Below are 14,591 nucleotides of genomic sequence, written 5' to 3'. Positions count from 1 at the left end.
GGAGCCACCGATGATTCTGCTCCGTCGCCTGCTTGGTGACGTGCTGCGTCGGCAGCGCCAGCGCCAAGGCCGTACTCTGCGCGAAGTCTCCTCGTCCGCCCGAGTCTCGCTCGGCTATCTCTCCGAGGTGGAGCGGGGGCAGAAGGAGGCATCCTCCGAACTGCTCTCCGCCATTTGCGACGCGCTGGACGTACGGATGTCCGAGCTCATGCGAGAAGTGAGCGATGAACTGTCGTTGGCCGAGCTGGCCGAGTCGGCAGCGGCCAGTGATGCGATGGCTGTGCCGGTGCGCCCGATGCTCAACTCCGTCTCCGTCGCGTCGGTCGCCGGCGTACCGCAGGGACGGGTGACGATCAAGGCACCGGCGGAAGCGGTGGATGTCGTCGCCGCCTGACCTGCCTGGTTCATGTGTACGAAGGCCCCGGCCGACCCTTTGCGGGTCGGCCGGGGCCTTTCGTGTATCGGTGTGTACGGGGCTTTTCGCGGGGCAGGCGACGTTTGAGGCCGGAAAGCGGCTTTCAGGAACGGCTGCCCGAATGACCGTTAAGTCCCAAATGTGGCATCGTGGACTTTCGGTACGTCGAACAGCTATCTGAACGGAGAAGTGCATGTCTGTCGTGAAGAGCGCCCTGTCCGAAGACGACCGCAAGGTCGTGGGAGACGCACTGCAAGGCGCGCTGGTCGACCTCGTCGACCTCTCCCTGGTGGCCAAGCAGGTCCACTGGAATGTGGTCGGCCCGCGCTTCCGCTCCGTGCACCTCCAGCTCGACGAGGTCGTGGACACGGCCCGACAGCACTCGGACACGGTCGCGGAGAGGGCTTCCGCGGTTGGCGTCAACCCGGACGGACGTTCGCGGACCCTCGCGAAGACCACAGCGATCGACGCCGTCCCCGACGGCTGGATCAAGGACGGGGACGCGGTACGCGTGCTCGTCGACGCCCTCCGGGTGGTCATCGATCGCATGCGGGAGCGGATCGAGGCGACCGACGAACCGGACCCCATCAGCCAGGACATCCTGATCACGCTCACCGCGGATCTCGAGAAGCACGCCTGGATGTTCCAGGCGGAGAGTGCCTGAGCCCGGAATCGAGGAAAGGACCGCCGTGACGGACAAGAAGGCTGTGGACAAGCTCAAGGGCAAGGCCAAGGAGACGGCCGGGAAGCTCACCGGAGACCGCCGCAAAGAGGCCGAAGGCAAGTCGGACCAGGCCAAGGCGAAGGCGGAGGGCGCCCTGGGTGAGGCCGGAGACCGCGCCAAGGGCGTGAAGGACTCGCTGACCGACGACAAGTAGGAAAGCCCGACCGGCCCGACCGGTGCCCCCGTGGATCCTGGCATCCCCGGGGGCACCGGTGTGTCCGGCGATCCCGCAGGAGGCAGTCCGAGCTGCCCGGGGGGAGGACCCGGCGGGATGCAGTCGGCGTGGCCTCGGGGGAAACTGCGGGGGAGGGGCCGTCGTCCACCTCTTCCGGGGAGGTCCGGGAGGTTCGGGCAGGTCGGGAGCGCGCGGAGCCGTTCCGGTTCGCGCCCGGCACGCCGGTGGTGCGCCGATGCGCCCTCCCGGAAGCACATCGTCCCGTACTAGCGTCGGCCGGAGGAGGCAGCCATGGTGCGGCGATGGGTGCCGGCGCTCGTCCTCGGCGGAGTGTGGTGGTGGGCGGTGCTCAGACTCCTCCTGGAACCGGACCACGCGGGACTCGTCGAGGGTGCGGTCGCGGCCGGCGGATGGGGGCTCAGCCTCCTGCCCGTGCACGTGACCGCCGCGATACGGCCGGAGAAGGCGACCGAAGAGCCACGAACCGGTATATCCGACCCGCCTCCGAGCCCTGACCCTCCCGGCGCCACGGCGGACAGCCCTCAGGCGGTGGGCCCGGACTGGCAGCGCGGGCACCAGTAGACCGGGCGCAGGTCCCGCTCCGCCTTCCGGACGGGGGTACGACAGCGCAGACACGGACGGCCGGCCCGGCCGTAGACGAAGAGACGCTCGCGCGCAGTGCCGCGCGGCAGTGCTGCGACGCCCCCCGTCGTGGTCCGCGTGGGACGTTCGCGGTTGGCCTCCAGGAGCTGTTTGGCGGTGCCGACCAGCCTGGTCGCCAGGGGCAGGGGGATCTCGCCGACGGGGAGCCACGGCGTCACACGGGCCAGGAAGCAGAGTTCGCACATGTAGACGTTGCCGACCCCGGCGAGATTGCGCTGGTCCAGTAGCGCCTCACCCACGGGACGGGCGGGGTCGGTGAGCAGATTGCGCAGCGCCGCACCCGGATCCCAGTCAGGACCCAGCAGATCGGGCCCCAGGTGCCCGACGGCCTGATCCTCGTCCCGGGTCCTCAGCAGTTCCAGCACGGGCAGCCGGTATCCGACCGCGGTGTGCCCAGCCGTCGCCAGTACGGCGCGGATCTGGTGGGCCGGGCCGCCCCGCCAGCGCTCACCGGGGTCGTAGACGCGCCAGGCACCGTCCATGCGCAGATGGCTGTGGAGGGTGAAGCCGTCCTCGAAGCGCGTGAGCAGGTGCTTGCCGCGTGAGACGACGCCCAGAACCGCGCGGCCCGTCAGGTCGGACGTGGCGAACCGTGGGACCCGCAGATCGAAACGGGTCAGCACCTGGCCCGCCAGCGCGGTGTCGAGGCGGCGGGCGGTCTGCAGGACGGTGTCACCTTCGGGCATGACTCCATGATGCGGGGGAGGGCACGGCCCCCGCCGACCGCGGCCGTGTCAGGCGCGCAGCCGCAGCCCTCGCGGGGTGGCCAGGAAGCCGGCGGCCTCCAGGGTGCGGCCCAGGGGCGATGTGAGGGAGGAGGCGCCGTTGGTGCGCTCCACCGTCACCGTGCCCAGCTTCCCCGCGCGGGCAGCAGACGCGAGTGCCTCCGCCGCCGCGAGCAGTGCAGGGTCGTCGGGATCGACGGGCCAGGCGAGGAGGGACTTGCCGCCACGCTCCATGTAGAGCGTCAGCTCGCCGTCGACGAGTACGACCAGCGCCCCGGCCTTGCGGCCCGGCTTGTGGCCGGCGCCGTCCGGCGACTCGGGCCAGGGCAGTGCGGCGCCGTACGCGTTGGACGGGTCGGCCGCCGCGAGGACCAGCGCGCGGCGGGCCGAGCCCGGGTCCGCACGGTCGCGCGCCGTCGACGCCGCCCTGAGCCGGTCCACGGCGCCGTCCATCGCGAACTGTGCCGCTCCCAGGCCCTCGACGACGTATCCGCGGCGTGCCTGCCCGCTGTCCTCGAACGCGGCGAGGATGCGGTAGACCGCCGAGAACCCGCCCTCGACGCCCTCCGCCTGCACGGCACCCCGGGTCACCACGCCGTGACGGTCCAGGAGCGTCCGGGCCAGCGCGTGCGCGCGGTGGGTGGGCTCGGGCTCGGCCGGTGGCAGCAGTGACCAGCGCCCCGACACGGTCGGTGGCCCGGTGCGTGACGCGGGACGGGCCGCCGCGGTCAGCGACCCGTAGCGCCCCCGCGGCACACTGCGTTTCGCACGGTGTGCGGTGGAACCCGCCGTACGACCGGAGCCGAGGAGCGAGCGCAGGGGCGCGAGGGTGTCGTTGGTGAGGCGTCCGGTCCAGACGAGGTCCCAGAGGGCGTCTGCCAGTTCGGGATCGGTGCAGTCGGGGTGGGTGGTGGCGCGGACCTGATCGGCGATCTGCCGGAAGAAGAGTCCGTATCCGCCGGACAGGACGGTGAGCACCGACTCGTGCAGCGCGGTCTGCTCCAACGGGTGCGGCGGCGGCAGGAGCAGGGGTGCGCTGTCGGCGAGGTAGAGCGAGAGCCAGCCGTCCTTGCCGGGGAGGGCGCCGGCGCCCGCCCAGACGACCTCGCCGGTCGTGGTGAGCTCGTCGAGCATGGCTGGGCCATACCCCGCGACGCGGCTCGGCAGGATCAGCTTCTCCAGGGCGGACGCCGGGACCGGAGCCCCCTGCAACTGTTCGATGGCACGGGCCAGTCCGTCGATCCCGCGCAGGCTGTTGTCGCCGATGTGCTGCCACTGCGGCAGGAAGCCCGCCAGGGCGGCGGGCGGCACCGGCTCCAGCTCCTGACGGAGCGCGGCGAGCGAACGGCGTCGCAGTCGCCGCAGGACCGTGGCGTCGCACCACTCCTGACCGATACCCGCCGGGTGGAACTCGCCCTGGACGACGCGGCCGGACGCGGCGAGCCGCTGCAGGGCGCCGTCCGTGACGGCGGTGCCGAGGCCGAAGCGCTGGGCCGCCTGTGCGGCGGTGAACGGGCCGTGCGTACGGGCGTAACGGGCGAGGAGGTCGCCGAGCGGGTCCTTCACCGGCTCGGTGAACGCCTCGGGTACGCCGACGGGCAGAGCGGTGCCCAGCGCGTCACGCAGCCGCCCCGCGTCCTCGACGGCCGCCCAGTGGGGGGATCCGCCGATGCGTACCCGGATGGCCCGCCGGGCTGTCTCCAGCTCCGGAGCCCACGCGGACTCCGCGCCGCGCTCGACGAGGTCGGCGTCCGTCAGCGGACCCAGGACGCGCAGCAGATCGGCGACGCCCTCCGCGTCCTTGATCTTCCTGTCGTCCGTCAGCCACTGCAGCTCCCGCTCCAGCTCGCCGAGGACATCGGCGTCGAGCAGTTCGCGAAGTTCGGCCTGGCCGAGCAGTTCGGCCAGGAGGTGGGAGTCGAGGGACAGGGCCGCTGCCCGCCGTTCGGCGAGGGGCGAGTCGCCCTCGTACAGGAACTGCGCGACGTAGCCGAAGAGGAGCGAGCGGGCGAACGGGGACGGCTCGGGCGTAGTCACCTCGACCAGACGGATACGCCTGGCCTCCAGGTCGCCCATCAACTCGGTGAGTCCGGGTACGTCGAAGACGTCCTGGAGGCACTCACGGACCGCCTCCAGGACGATCGGGAACGAGCCGAACTCCGATGCCACCTGCAGTAGTTGCGACGCGCGCTGGCGCTGCTGCCAGAGCGGGGTGCGCTTTCCGGGGCTCCGTCTGGGAAGCAGCAGGGCGCGCGCCGCGCACTCGCGGAACCGGGAGGCGAACAGGGCCGACCCGCCCACCTGGTCCGTCACGACCTGGCTGATCTCCCCCTTGTCGAAGACGACGTCGGTGGCGGCCACGGGGGGCTGCTCGCTGTCGAACCCGGTGGCGGGAAAGGCCGTTGCCGCCGCCTCGCCGCCGGCCGCGTCCGTCTGGGCGGGGTCGAAGTCGAGCAGGTCCAGGCCCATCAGATCGGCGTCGGGCAGCCGCAGCACGATGCCGTCGTCCGCGTGCATGACCTGCGCGTCCATGCCGTAGCGCTCGCCGAGCCGGGCCGACAGGGCGAGTGCCCAGGGGGCGTGGACCTGGGCACCGAACGGAGAGTGCACCACGATCCGCCAGTCGCCCAGCTCGTCCCGGAACCTCTCGACGAGGACGGTCCGGTCGTCGGGCACATGGCCGCAGGCCCTGCGCTGCTCGTCCAGGTACGACAGGACGTTGTCCGCCGCCCAGACGTCGAGGCCCGCGGCGAGCAGCCGGAGCCTGGCGTCCTCGGCGGACAGCCCGCCGATCTCGCGGAGGAACGCGCCCACCGCACGGCCCAGTTCGAGTGGCCGGCCCAGTTGGTCGCCCTTCCAGAAGGGCAGCCGTCCCGGAACGCCGGGAGCCGGCGAGACCAGGACCCGGTCCCTGGTGATGTCCTCGATGCGCCATGACGTGGTGCCCAGGGTGAACACGTCGCCCACCCGGGACTCGTAGACCATCTCCTCGTCGAGCTCGCCGACGCGTCCGCCGCCCTTCTTCGGATCGGCGCCGGCCAGGAAGACCCCGAAGAGTCCGCGGTCGGGAATGGTGCCGCCGGAGGTGACCGCGAGCCGCTGGGCGCCCGGGCGCCCGGTGACCGTCCCCGCGACGCGGTCCCACACCACCCGCGGGCGCAGCTCCGCGAAGGCGTCGGATGGGTAGCGTCCGGCGAGCATGTCGAGCACGGCGGTGAACGCGGACTCCGGGAGGGACGCGAACGGGGCGGCCCGGCGGGCGAGGGCGAGCAGGTCGTCTGCCTGCCAGCTGTCGAGCGCGACCATGGCGACGATCTGCTGGGCGAGCACGTCCAGCGGGTTGGTCGGGACGCGGAGTGCCTCGATGGCGCCCGTGCGCATCCGCTCGGTGACCACGGCGGCCTGCACCAGGTCGCCGCGGTACTTGGGGAAGACCACACCGGTGGACACGGCGCCGACCTGGTGTCCGGCTCGGCCCACCCGCTGCAGGCCAGAGGCGACGGACGGCGGCGACTCGACCTGGATCACCAGGTCGACCGCGCCCATGTCGATGCCCAGCTCGAGGCTCGACGTGGCGACCACCGCCGGCAGCCTGCCCGCCTTGAGGTCCTCCTCGACCTGGGAACGCTGTTCCTTCGACACCGACCCGTGGTGTGCGCGGGCGAGGACGGCGGGTGCCCCCTTGGCGGCCCCGGACTGAGCCATGATCTCGGCGGGGGAGTGGGCTTCGGGCAGCGGCACGGGACCCTCCGACCCCGCCTCCAGCGGCCCGGCGCCCTCCGCCCGCTCCTCGAAGGCGGTGCCGGTGGCCCGCTCGTAGGCGATCTCGTTCAGCCGGTTGCACAGGCGCTCGGCCAGCCGCCGGGAGTTGGCGAAGACGATCGTGGACCGGTGCGACTGGACGAGGTCGGCGATCCGCTCCTCGACGTGCGGCCAGATGGACGGCTTCTCCGCCTGACCGCCCTCGTCGCCCGTGGCGGGGGAGCCGCTCAGCTCGCCGAGATCCTCGACCGGGACCACGACGGACAGGTCGAACTCCTTCGCCGACGGCGGCTGGACGATCTCCACCTTCCGCTGCGGTGACAGGAACCGGGCCACCTCGTCGACCGGGCGGACCGTCGCCGACAGGCCGATCCGGCGCGCGGGCCGCGGCAGCAGCTCGTCCAGACGCTCCAGGGACACGGCCAGGTGCGCACCGCGCTTGGTGCCCGCGACGGCGTGCACCTCGTCCACGATCACCGTCTCGATGCCCGCCAGTGCCTCCCGCGCCGAGGACGTGAGCATCAGGAACAGCGATTCGGGTGTGGTGATCAGGATGTCCGGAGGTTTCGTGGCCATCGAGCGGCGCTCGGCCGGAGGGGTGTCGCCTGAGCGGATCCCCACCCGAACCTCTGGTTCGGGCAGGCCCAGACGCACCGACTCCTGGCGGATACCGGTCAGCGGCGAACGCAGATTTCGCTCCACGTCGACGGCGAGTGCCTTCATCGGGGACACGTACAGCACCCGGCACCGCTTCTTCGCCTCGGCCGGCGGCGGGACGGCCGCCAGCTGGTCCAGGGAGGCGAGGAAGGCGGCGAGCGTCTTGCCTGAGCCGGTCGGGGCGACCACCAGCACGTCCGAACCCTCACCGATGGCCCGCCACGCGCCCTCCTGGGCCGCGGTGGGCGCGTCGAAGGCACCCGCGAACCAGCCGCGGGTCGCGGGCGAGAACGAATCGAGTGCTGAACCGGCCATGCCCCCCATCGTGCACCCCGCCACCGACAACGGCCGCTGAACATGCCCGCCGCCCGGAGCCGGCCGGGGCCCGCCCGCCCCCGAGCCGGGTCGCCTGCCCGTGGGCGGGCGCCGGTCCGAGCGCCTGCCGGCGCCGGCGCGCAGAAACGTACAAGACCCGCACGGATCCCTCCCCGTAACGTTCCGCGGGTGGCAGAACAGACAGCACCCCCGCAGAACACCGGCGCCGACGGCCCACCGGGCGCCCGTGAGGACAAGCCGGACGCAGCGGTCGTCCGGGACGCCCTCGGTGTGGGCATAGCCGTGGGCCTCTCCGGATTCGCCTTCGGCGTGACCTCGGCAGGCTCGGGGCTGACCCTCCTGCAGACGTGTGCGCTCAGCCTTCTCGTCTTCACCGGCGCCTCGCAGTTCGCCCTCGTCGGCGCACTCGCGGCGGGTGGCAACCCCTACACCGCGGCTGCCGGAGCGTTCTTCCTGGGCGTCCGCAACGCCTTCTACGGGTTGCGCCTCTCCCAGCTGCTCGCCGTTCCCCGGATGCTGCGACCGTTCGCCGCCCAGTGGGTCATCGACGAGACGACGGCCGTCACCCTGGGGCAGCCCACCCGGCGTGCCGCACGCATCGGGTTCACCGTCACCGGGCTCACGCTCTACGCCCTGTGGAACCTCACCACGCTCGTCGGCGCGCTCGGCGCCGAGGCACTGGGCGACACCGACGTCTGGGGACTGGACGCGGCGAGCCCCGCCGTGTTCCTGGCCCTGCTCGCGCCGATGCTCAGGAGCACCACGGAGCGCGTCACGGCAGCTCTCGCGGTCCTGCTGGCCCTGGGCCTCCTTCCGGTGCTGCCCGCCGGTGTGCCGGTGCTGCTGGCCGCGCTGGCCGCACCCGTCGTCCTCTTCCTGAAGGGCCGCGGCCGGAGCTCCGCGGACGCCTCCGCCACCGCCGGCACGACGCCCGGGGAGGGCCGGTGAACGTCTGGATCGCCATCGGGCTCACCGCGGCCGGCTGCTACCTCGCGAAGCTCCTGGGGCTGCTGGTCCCCGCCGGAGTGCTGGAACGTCCCTTGGTCCAGAAGCTCGCAGCGCTCCTGCCGGCGGCGCTGCTCGCGGCTCTCACCGCCCAGCAGACCTTCGGCGACGGACAGCAGCTGGTCCTGGACGCCAGGGCCGCGGGGCTCGGAGCCGCCGCGCTCGCGCTCGTCCTGCGCGCTCCCTTCCTGGTCGTGGTCGGCGCGGCCGTCGCCGTCACCGCGCTGGGGCGCGCCCTGTTCTGAGACGCGGGCGGATCAGCGGAGGCCGCGACCGTACGCGTCGAGCGTCTGCAGGGCCCTGAGCGTCACCAGGGGGCGGCCTTCGAGGGCCGTCCCCGGTGCCCACCGGCGCCAGTTGACCGGCCAGCCGCCGTCCTCCCGCTGCTCGGCCGCCAGATGGTCCAGCGAGCTCTCCAGCTCGCCGTCACCGAACCAGCGCCGGGCCAGCGACCCGGGTGTGCGGGCGTAGTCGTAAGGGAAGTGGTGCTCCCCCGGGGCGTAGCCGGGGGAGACCGGGTACTCCGCGCGCCGCCCCGGATCCAGCACCACCAGCCTCTGTTCACGCACCAGCCTGCCCAGCCGTTCGGCGGCGGACTCCGCACGCGCCCGGTCCGGCACACCGTCCAGGAAGGCGACGGCGGCCTCGATCTCGTACGGATGCGACTGCTCCAGCGCCTCCACGGCGGCCCAGCAGAAGTCGGTGGCCCGGAACAGCCAGGCGTGCCAGACCTGATTTCGGTGCAGCAGCCCGACGACCGGACCCGTCGCGAGCAGTTCGGGGGGCGGGTCGTCGACGACCGGGATGAAGGGGGCGGCCGGGTAGCCCCGCTGCGAGGGGCGGAGCGCGGGAAGGGCGCCCTCCCTGGTCGACACATCCGTCAGATAGCGGCAGATCCGCTCAGCGCGCAGGCCACCGCAGCGGCCGATCGAGTCGAGCACGCTCAGTGCGTGGGCCGTGTGCAGCGGCTGGCTCACCGGCCCGCGGAGATCGGGTTCGAGCGCGTGGGCGTAGCCGCCGTCCTCGTTCCCGTAGGCGGCGAGCGCGGTCTCGACGGCGTCCGCGCTCCCGTCCAGGAAGAGGTGCGCGAACCGCCGCTGTTCGAGGACGCGTGCGGTGAGCCAGACGAACTGCTCGGCGCGGGCGAGGGGGCTTGCTCCGGTTCCAGCCATGGACCGACCGTAGGGGCGAGCGGCTGCCGGCAGGGCCCGCGCGGCCCGTCTGCACTCTCAGGAGCGGGATACTTGTGGCATGCGGTTGACGATTTTCTGGGAACGGATGGCGGACCACTTCGGCGCGGCGTACGCCGACTCCTTCGCGCGCGACCATGTCATGGCCGAGCTCGGCGGCCGCACGGTGCACGAGGCGCTGGCCGCGGGCTGGGAGACCAAGGACGTCTGGCGGGGAGTCTGCTCCGCGGTCGGTATCCCGCCGGACAAGCGTTGAATCCGTCCGCCGACCGGGGTGGGCGCGTCACCCGCTCCGTCGGCGGTGGGCCGCGCGGCCCACTGCCATCGGAGTGAGCGAGACTTGTGCCGTGGCACCGACAGACGAGACCGCCCAGACCCGACCGCCCGCCGTCCCGCCCGTCCCGCCGGCCGCACCACCGAATCCGCCGCCCGGCACCGGTCCCGCCCGTATGCCAGGCTGGCTGCCGCGTGCCATGGTCATGGCGCTCGCGCTCTACGGGTGCTTCCGACTGGGCAGCTGGGCCTTCGACCAGCTCATCGGGCTGCTCACCAACATCCTCATCGCCTTCTTCCTGGCGCTGGCCATCGAGCCCGCCGTCAGCCGCATGGCCGGACGTGGGATGCGCCGCGGGCTCGCCACCTTCCTGGTCTTCCTCGGTGTGCTGATCGCCGGGGTCGGCTTCGTCCTACTGCTCGGCTCCATGCTCGCCGGCCAGATCGTCGACATGGTCGAGGAGTTCCCCAAGTACCTGGACTCCGTGATCGCCTGGGTCAACCAGACCTTCCACACGGAGCTGTCCCGGGTCGAGGTGCAGGACAGCCTGCTGCACTCCGACTGGCTCCAGAAGTACGTGCAGAACAGCGCCACCGGAGTGCTCGACGTCTCCACGACCGTGCTCGGCGGGCTGTTCCGGCTGCTGATGATCTTCCTGTTCTCGTTCTACTTCGCCGCCGACGGCCCCCGTCTGAGGCGCGCGCTGTGCTCCGTGCTCCCGCCCTCGCGGCAGACCGAGGTCCTGCGCGCCTGGGAGATCGCGGTCGACAAGACCGGTGGCTACATCTACTCGCGCGGACTGATGGCGCTCATCTCCGGTGCGGCGCACTACGTCCTGCTGGTGATCCTCGGCGTCCCGTACGCGCCCGCCCTCGCGGTCTGGGTGGGCCTGGTCTCCCAGTTCATCCCGACGATCGGTACCTATCTCGCCGGGGCGCTGCCCATGCTGATCGCCTTCACCGTGGACCCCTGGTACGCGTTGTGGGTCCTCGGATTCGTCCTGGTCTACCAGCAGTTCGAGAACTACGTCCTCCAGCCGAAGCTCACCTCCAAGACGGTCGACATCCATCCCGCGGTGGCTTTCGGCTCGGTGGTCGCCGGCACGGCGCTGATGGGCGCGGTCGGGGCGCTGATCGCCATTCCGGCCGTCGCGACGCTCCAGGCGTTCCTCGCCGCCTACGTGAAGCGCTACGACGTGACCGACGACCCCAGGGTGCACGGTAGCCACCGTGCGAGCCGTGGCGAGCCGTTGCTGTCCAGGATCCGCCGGGCGGCGCGGGGCGGCGCTGCGGGATCCCGCTGAGGGCTGCCCCCGTGATCACCGGTGCGCCTCGGACGCGGTTCGCCGCGGTAGGCGAGGTGCCGTGCCGTCGAGATCTGTGAAGCCAGGTATCCGCGGATCCATGTATCCGGGTGGGCCCTTCGGTGGCATGGTGCACGCCCCTGTTCATTGACTTGCTCGTCGTCGACTGCTATAAGCCGCTACGCTCGGCGGTGGTGGCCCGGCGTGGTGCGCTTGACACTAAAATCGAACATCCATTCTCATGGGATTCCGGCCGGGTTTTCCCGGGCCCGACCGTGGAGTTGTCCACAGGCCGGGAGGACGTCGAGGCCCATTGTCAGTGGCAGGGGTTAGCGTCTGTGACGTGAAGCGATCGACTCAAGCAAATCGGGTGGAACCCATGGCAGGAACCGACCGCGAGAAGGCGCTGGACGCCGCACTCGCACAGATTGAACGGCAATTCGGCAAGGGCGCGGTGATGCGCCTCGGCGAGCGGCCGAACGAGCCGATCGAGGTGATCCCCACCGGGTCCACCGCGCTCGACGTGGCACTCGGCGTAGGCGGTCTGCCGCGTGGCCGTGTGGTGGAGGTGTACGGACCGGAGTCCTCCGGCAAGACGACGCTGACGCTGCACGCCGTGGCGAACGCGCAGAAGCTCGGCGGCTCGGTGGCGTTCATCGACGCCGAGCACGCTCTCGACCCGGAGTACGCGAAGAAGCTCGGCGTCGACATCGACAACCTCATCCTCTCGCAGCCGGACAACGGCGAGCAGGCGCTGGAGATCGTGGACATGCTGGTCCGCTCCGGTGCGCTGGACCTGATCGTCATCGACTCCGTCGCGGCCCTGGTGCCCCGTGCGGAGATCGAGGGCGAGATGGGCGACTCGCACGTGGGTCTGCAGGCCCGGCTGATGAGCCAGGCACTCCGGAAGATCACCAGCGCGCTCAACCAGTCCAAGACCACCGCGATCTTCATCAACCAGCTCCGCGAGAAGATCGGAGTGATGTTCGGCTCCCCGGAGACCACGACCGGTGGCCGCGCGCTGAAGTTCTACGCCTCGGTGCGGCTGGACATCCGCCGGATCGAGACCCTCAAGGACGGCACCGACGCCGTGGGTAACCGCACCCGCGTCAAGGTCGTCAAGAACAAGGTCGCGCCGCCGTTCAAGCAGGCCGAGTTCGACATCCTCTACGGCCAGGGCATCAGCCGCGAGGGCGGCCTGATCGACATGGGCGTGGACCACGGCTTCGTCCGCAAGGCCGGCGCCTGGTACACGTACGAGGGCGACCAGCTCGGTCAGGGCAAGGAGAACGCCCGTAACTTCCTCAAGGACAACCCCGATCTCGCCAACGAGATCGAGAGGAAGATCCTGGAGAAGCTCGGCATCGGTGTCCGTCCCGAGGAGACGTCGGCGGAGCCCGCAGCCGATGCCGCAGCCACCACGGGCGCTCCGGCGGACGCGGCGGCCAAGTCTGTACCGGCTCCCGCGACCAAGGCCAAGCCCGCCAAGGCCGTGGCGGCCAAGAGCTAGGCCGTGACACGTCGCACGGAGTGGCCGGGCGCAGGCGACGAAACCGCTCCCGGTCCTGAAACCGCCCCCGGTCCCGAGTACGCCGCAGAGGCGCCAGGGAGTTCTGGGAGTTCCGCGGAGCCCGGTCGGGGGGCCGGGTTCGGCGAGGGGACGGGACGTCGCTCGCGCTCACGCTCGAGAAGCAGCGGTTCCCCCTCCTCGTCGAGGGCCGGGAAGGGGGAGCCGCTGGACCCGGTCGAACAGGCGCGCAACATCTGTCTGAGGCTGCTGACCGGGACCCCGCGCACCCGTAAGCAACTCGCGGACGCGCTGCGCAAGAAGGAGATTCCCGACGAGGCGGCGGACGAGGTGCTGTCGCGGTTCGAGGACGTGGGCCTGATCAACGACGCGGCGTTCGCCGACGCGTGGGTCGAGTCCCGGCACCACGGCAGGGGGCTGGCACGTCGAGCCCTCGTGCGTGAGCTGCGCACGAAGGGTGTGGACCCCACCGTGATCGACGAGGCGGTCGGGCAGCTCGACTCCGATCAGGAGGAGGAGACCGCCCGGGAGCTCGTCGCGCGGAAGCTCCGCTCCACCCGGGGGCTGGAACGCGACAAGCGGCTGCGCAGGCTCGCGGGGATGCTCGCGCGCAAGGGTTACGGCGAGGGAATGGCCCTGCGCGTGGTGCGCCAGGCGATCGAGGCCGAGGGGGAGGACACGGAAGGGCTTGACGAGCCGTTCTGACCGGCGGCTGGCGACGGGGCCGCAGTACGCGGGACGGCGAGGGGTCGGGGGAGCTCGCGAACGGGACGGCGAGGGGCCGGGGGAGCTCGCGAACGGGACGGTCGGGAGCGCGAGGCTACGGGGGCCGCACACTCCACCCGGTCCGGGGTGAGGCTGCTACGGAGAGGGCGGAGGGGCTACCCACGAGGTCGAGGTGGGTGAGATCGTGCGCGCACTGTCCGACGGACGGGTCCGCGGCGAGGGCGGAGGGGGCTGTCGCCGCGGGCCCGTCCGGTGAGTGCGCTCACTGTCTCTCACCGGTCGCGTCGGGTCACTGTCCTGCGACTGATGCCCGGTGGATCGTGGCGTCGATGAGCGCCAGCGCGTCCTCGGCCGTGCGGCCGGGATGCCGGTTCCAGGGGCCGATCAGCTCGGTCCAGCCCTGTGAGCGCAGTTCGGTGATCATCCAGGCGCCGGCGCGGTCCACGGTGTGCAGGGAGCCGTAACCCAGCCGGTGCGCAGTCAGCATCGCCCCGCAGAGGCAGCGCGAGCCGCGGGCGTTGCGCAGGCGGTAGGGGGTGTTCTGCCAGCCCCACTCCGTCAGGATCTGCCGCGCGTAGGCGAGGTGGACCGAGGGCCGCACATCGGGCTGCCCGACGCGGCGCCAGGCGTGCAGGAAGTCGGGCAGTACGGCGCCGAGGCGCCCGGGGAGCGGGCGTTCGCGTGCCGGGGACGGGCGCGTGGGCCGTGTCCGCAGGGACTCTTCCACGAGCCGGTCGACGGGCAGGGAGAGCAGGTCCCGCCAGTCGGCGGCGCGTGCGGGCCGCACATCGCCGCCCGCTACGGCGGTCTCCTGGCGCAGCACCTCGGGTGCCGGAGGCCCGGGTGCCGGGTGGCGGGGCTCGCGCCCCGGCCACTCGGTCTCGGGCGTCGGGCACACCACATCCGGCGTCGGGTACTCGGGCGTGGGGGCGGTGGCCTCCCACCCGGTGACGATGCTCTGCCAGGCGTCGGTGGCATGGAGCCGGGAGGCTTGTGCGTCGAGCTGGTCCGGGGTGAGCTGAGAGGTTTCCATCGGCGCGACATCTCCGTACATTCCGGTCCTCAGTGATGAGGTGAATGTCCGTCGCGCGCGGTGATAGCTCCACCG

Annotated in this window: 14 protein-coding genes; 10 read left to right on the top strand and 4 right to left on the bottom strand. The window is 71.8% G+C overall.

Annotated elements, in window-relative coordinates:
- Nucleotides 1–10 precede the first annotated feature (10 nt).
- The 4 genes from AB0I83_RS29770 to AB0I83_RS29755 all read left to right on the top strand — a co-directional run bounded on the left by AB0I83_RS29770 (nucleotide 11) and on the right by AB0I83_RS29755 (nucleotide 1,896).
- Nucleotides 11–394 carry a helix-turn-helix transcriptional regulator gene (locus AB0I83_RS29770; protein ID WP_356537013.1) on the top strand — a complete coding sequence of 128 codons (384 nt, stop codon included), beginning with the start codon at nucleotides 11–13 and terminating at the stop codon, nucleotides 392–394.
- 214 nt (nucleotides 395–608) lie between these two features.
- The gene (locus tag AB0I83_RS29765; RefSeq protein WP_356537015.1) at nucleotides 609–1,079 is read left to right on the top strand and encodes a DNA starvation/stationary phase protection protein; all 471 of its coding nucleotides are present in this window, start codon (nucleotides 609–611) and stop codon (nucleotides 1,077–1,079) included.
- Nucleotides 1,080–1,104: 25 nt separating this feature from the next.
- Nucleotides 1,105–1,293: a CsbD family protein gene (locus AB0I83_RS29760; RefSeq protein WP_356537017.1), complete on the top strand. Its 189-nt coding sequence runs from the start codon at nucleotides 1,105–1,107 to the stop codon at nucleotides 1,291–1,293.
- A 312-nt stretch (nucleotides 1,294–1,605) separates the two neighbouring features.
- Entirely contained in the window at nucleotides 1,606–1,896 is a 291-nt protein-coding gene (locus AB0I83_RS29755; RefSeq protein ID WP_356537018.1) for a hypothetical protein, read from the top strand.
- Here the strand turns inward: AB0I83_RS29755 and AB0I83_RS29750 are convergent.
- Entirely contained in the window at nucleotides 1,857–2,663 is an 807-nt protein-coding gene (locus AB0I83_RS29750) for a DNA-formamidopyrimidine glycosylase family protein (RefSeq protein ID WP_363306842.1), read from the bottom strand. The two genes, AB0I83_RS29755 and AB0I83_RS29750, sit on opposite strands and share 40 nt — an antisense overlap.
- A gap of 48 nt (nucleotides 2,664–2,711) precedes the next feature.
- Nucleotides 2,712–7,436: a DEAD/DEAH box helicase gene (locus AB0I83_RS29745; RefSeq protein ID WP_363306841.1), complete on the bottom strand. Its 4,725-nt coding sequence runs from the start codon at nucleotides 7,434–7,436 to the stop codon at nucleotides 2,712–2,714.
- Nucleotides 7,437–7,625: 189 nt separating this feature from the next.
- Here AB0I83_RS29745 and AB0I83_RS29740 point away from each other — a divergent pair, with 189 nt between their 5' ends.
- Nucleotides 7,626–8,405 carry an AzlC family ABC transporter permease gene (locus tag AB0I83_RS29740; RefSeq protein WP_363306840.1) on the top strand — a complete coding sequence of 260 codons (780 nt, stop codon included), beginning with the start codon at nucleotides 7,626–7,628 and terminating at the stop codon, nucleotides 8,403–8,405.
- Nucleotides 8,402–8,707 (top strand): AzlD domain-containing protein, encoded by a 306-nt coding sequence (locus tag AB0I83_RS29735; RefSeq protein WP_356844047.1) that lies wholly within the window; start codon nucleotides 8,402–8,404, stop codon nucleotides 8,705–8,707. Before AB0I83_RS29740 ends, AB0I83_RS29735 begins: the two co-directional genes overlap by 4 nt.
- Before the next feature lie 12 nt (nucleotides 8,708–8,719).
- Here the strand turns inward: AB0I83_RS29735 and AB0I83_RS29730 are convergent, their stop codons facing one another.
- Nucleotides 8,720–9,634 (bottom strand): hypothetical protein, encoded by a 915-nt coding sequence (locus AB0I83_RS29730; protein WP_356537027.1) that lies wholly within the window; start codon nucleotides 9,632–9,634, stop codon nucleotides 8,720–8,722.
- A gap of 79 nt (nucleotides 9,635–9,713) precedes the next feature.
- Between AB0I83_RS29730 and AB0I83_RS29725 the strand changes: the two genes are divergently transcribed.
- The 4 genes from AB0I83_RS29725 (at nucleotide 9,714) to recX (ending at nucleotide 13,462) form a co-directional block, all read left to right on the top strand.
- Nucleotides 9,714–9,908, top strand: coding sequence for a DUF3046 domain-containing protein (locus AB0I83_RS29725; protein WP_356537029.1), 195 nt, complete (start codon nucleotides 9,714–9,716; stop codon nucleotides 9,906–9,908).
- Nucleotides 9,909–10,101: 193 nt separating this feature from the next.
- Nucleotides 10,102–11,229, top strand: coding sequence for an AI-2E family transporter (locus AB0I83_RS29720; protein ID WP_363306850.1), 1,128 nt, complete (start codon nucleotides 10,102–10,104; stop codon nucleotides 11,227–11,229).
- Between the two features lie 379 nt (nucleotides 11,230–11,608).
- Complete coding sequence (gene recA / locus AB0I83_RS29715; RefSeq protein ID WP_356537031.1) at nucleotides 11,609–12,739, top strand: recombinase RecA; 1,131 nt, start codon at nucleotides 11,609–11,611, stop codon at nucleotides 12,737–12,739.
- Nucleotides 12,740–12,742: 3 nt separating this feature from the next.
- Nucleotides 12,743–13,462 carry a recombination regulator RecX gene (gene recX / locus AB0I83_RS29710; RefSeq protein ID WP_363306839.1) on the top strand — a complete coding sequence of 240 codons (720 nt, stop codon included), beginning with the start codon at nucleotides 12,743–12,745 and terminating at the stop codon, nucleotides 13,460–13,462.
- A gap of 310 nt (nucleotides 13,463–13,772) precedes the next feature.
- On the opposite strand, the gene AB0I83_RS29705 is transcribed toward recX, so the two are convergent.
- Nucleotides 13,773–14,516, bottom strand: coding sequence for a hypothetical protein (locus AB0I83_RS29705; protein ID WP_363306838.1), 744 nt, complete (start codon nucleotides 14,514–14,516; stop codon nucleotides 13,773–13,775).
- Between the last annotated feature and the right edge of the window lie 75 nt (nucleotides 14,517–14,591).

It is taken from the genome of Streptomyces sp. NPDC049970 (assembly GCF_040660235.1).
In the GTDB taxonomy this organism is placed as follows: Bacteria; Actinomycetota; Actinomycetes; order Streptomycetales; family Streptomycetaceae; genus Streptomyces.
The sequence above is the reverse complement of the archived record's forward strand: the minus strand, read 5'-3'. Positions and strand labels throughout refer to the sequence as shown.

Excerpts from the sequence above, each read along its gene's own strand:
- AB0I83_RS29770 (WP_356537013.1), top strand. The coding sequence starts at position 11 with ATGATTCTGCTCCGTCGCCTGCTTGGTGACGTGCTGCGTCGGCAGCGC.
- AB0I83_RS29765 (WP_356537015.1), top strand. The coding sequence starts at position 609 with ATGTCTGTCGTGAAGAGCGCCCTGTCCGAAGACGACCGCAAGGTCGTG.
- AB0I83_RS29755 (WP_356537018.1), top strand. The coding sequence starts at position 1,606 with ATGGTGCGGCGATGGGTGCCGGCGCTCGTCCTCGGCGGAGTGTGGTGG.
- AB0I83_RS29750 (WP_363306842.1), bottom strand. The coding sequence starts at position 2,663 with ATGCCCGAAGGTGACACCGTCCTGCAGACCGCCCGCCGCCTCGACACC.
- AB0I83_RS29745 (WP_363306841.1), bottom strand. The coding sequence starts at position 7,436 with ATGGCCGGTTCAGCACTCGATTCGTTCTCGCCCGCGACCCGCGGCTGG.
- AB0I83_RS29730 (WP_356537027.1), bottom strand. The coding sequence starts at position 9,634 with ATGGCTGGAACCGGAGCAAGCCCCCTCGCCCGCGCCGAGCAGTTCGTC.
- AB0I83_RS29725 (WP_356537029.1), top strand. The coding sequence starts at position 9,714 with ATGCGGTTGACGATTTTCTGGGAACGGATGGCGGACCACTTCGGCGCG.
- AB0I83_RS29720 (WP_363306850.1), top strand. The coding sequence starts at position 10,102 with ATGCCAGGCTGGCTGCCGCGTGCCATGGTCATGGCGCTCGCGCTCTAC.
- recA (WP_356537031.1), top strand. The coding sequence starts at position 11,609 with ATGGCAGGAACCGACCGCGAGAAGGCGCTGGACGCCGCACTCGCACAG.
- AB0I83_RS29705 (WP_363306838.1), bottom strand. The coding sequence starts at position 14,516 with ATGGAAACCTCTCAGCTCACCCCGGACCAGCTCGACGCACAAGCCTCC.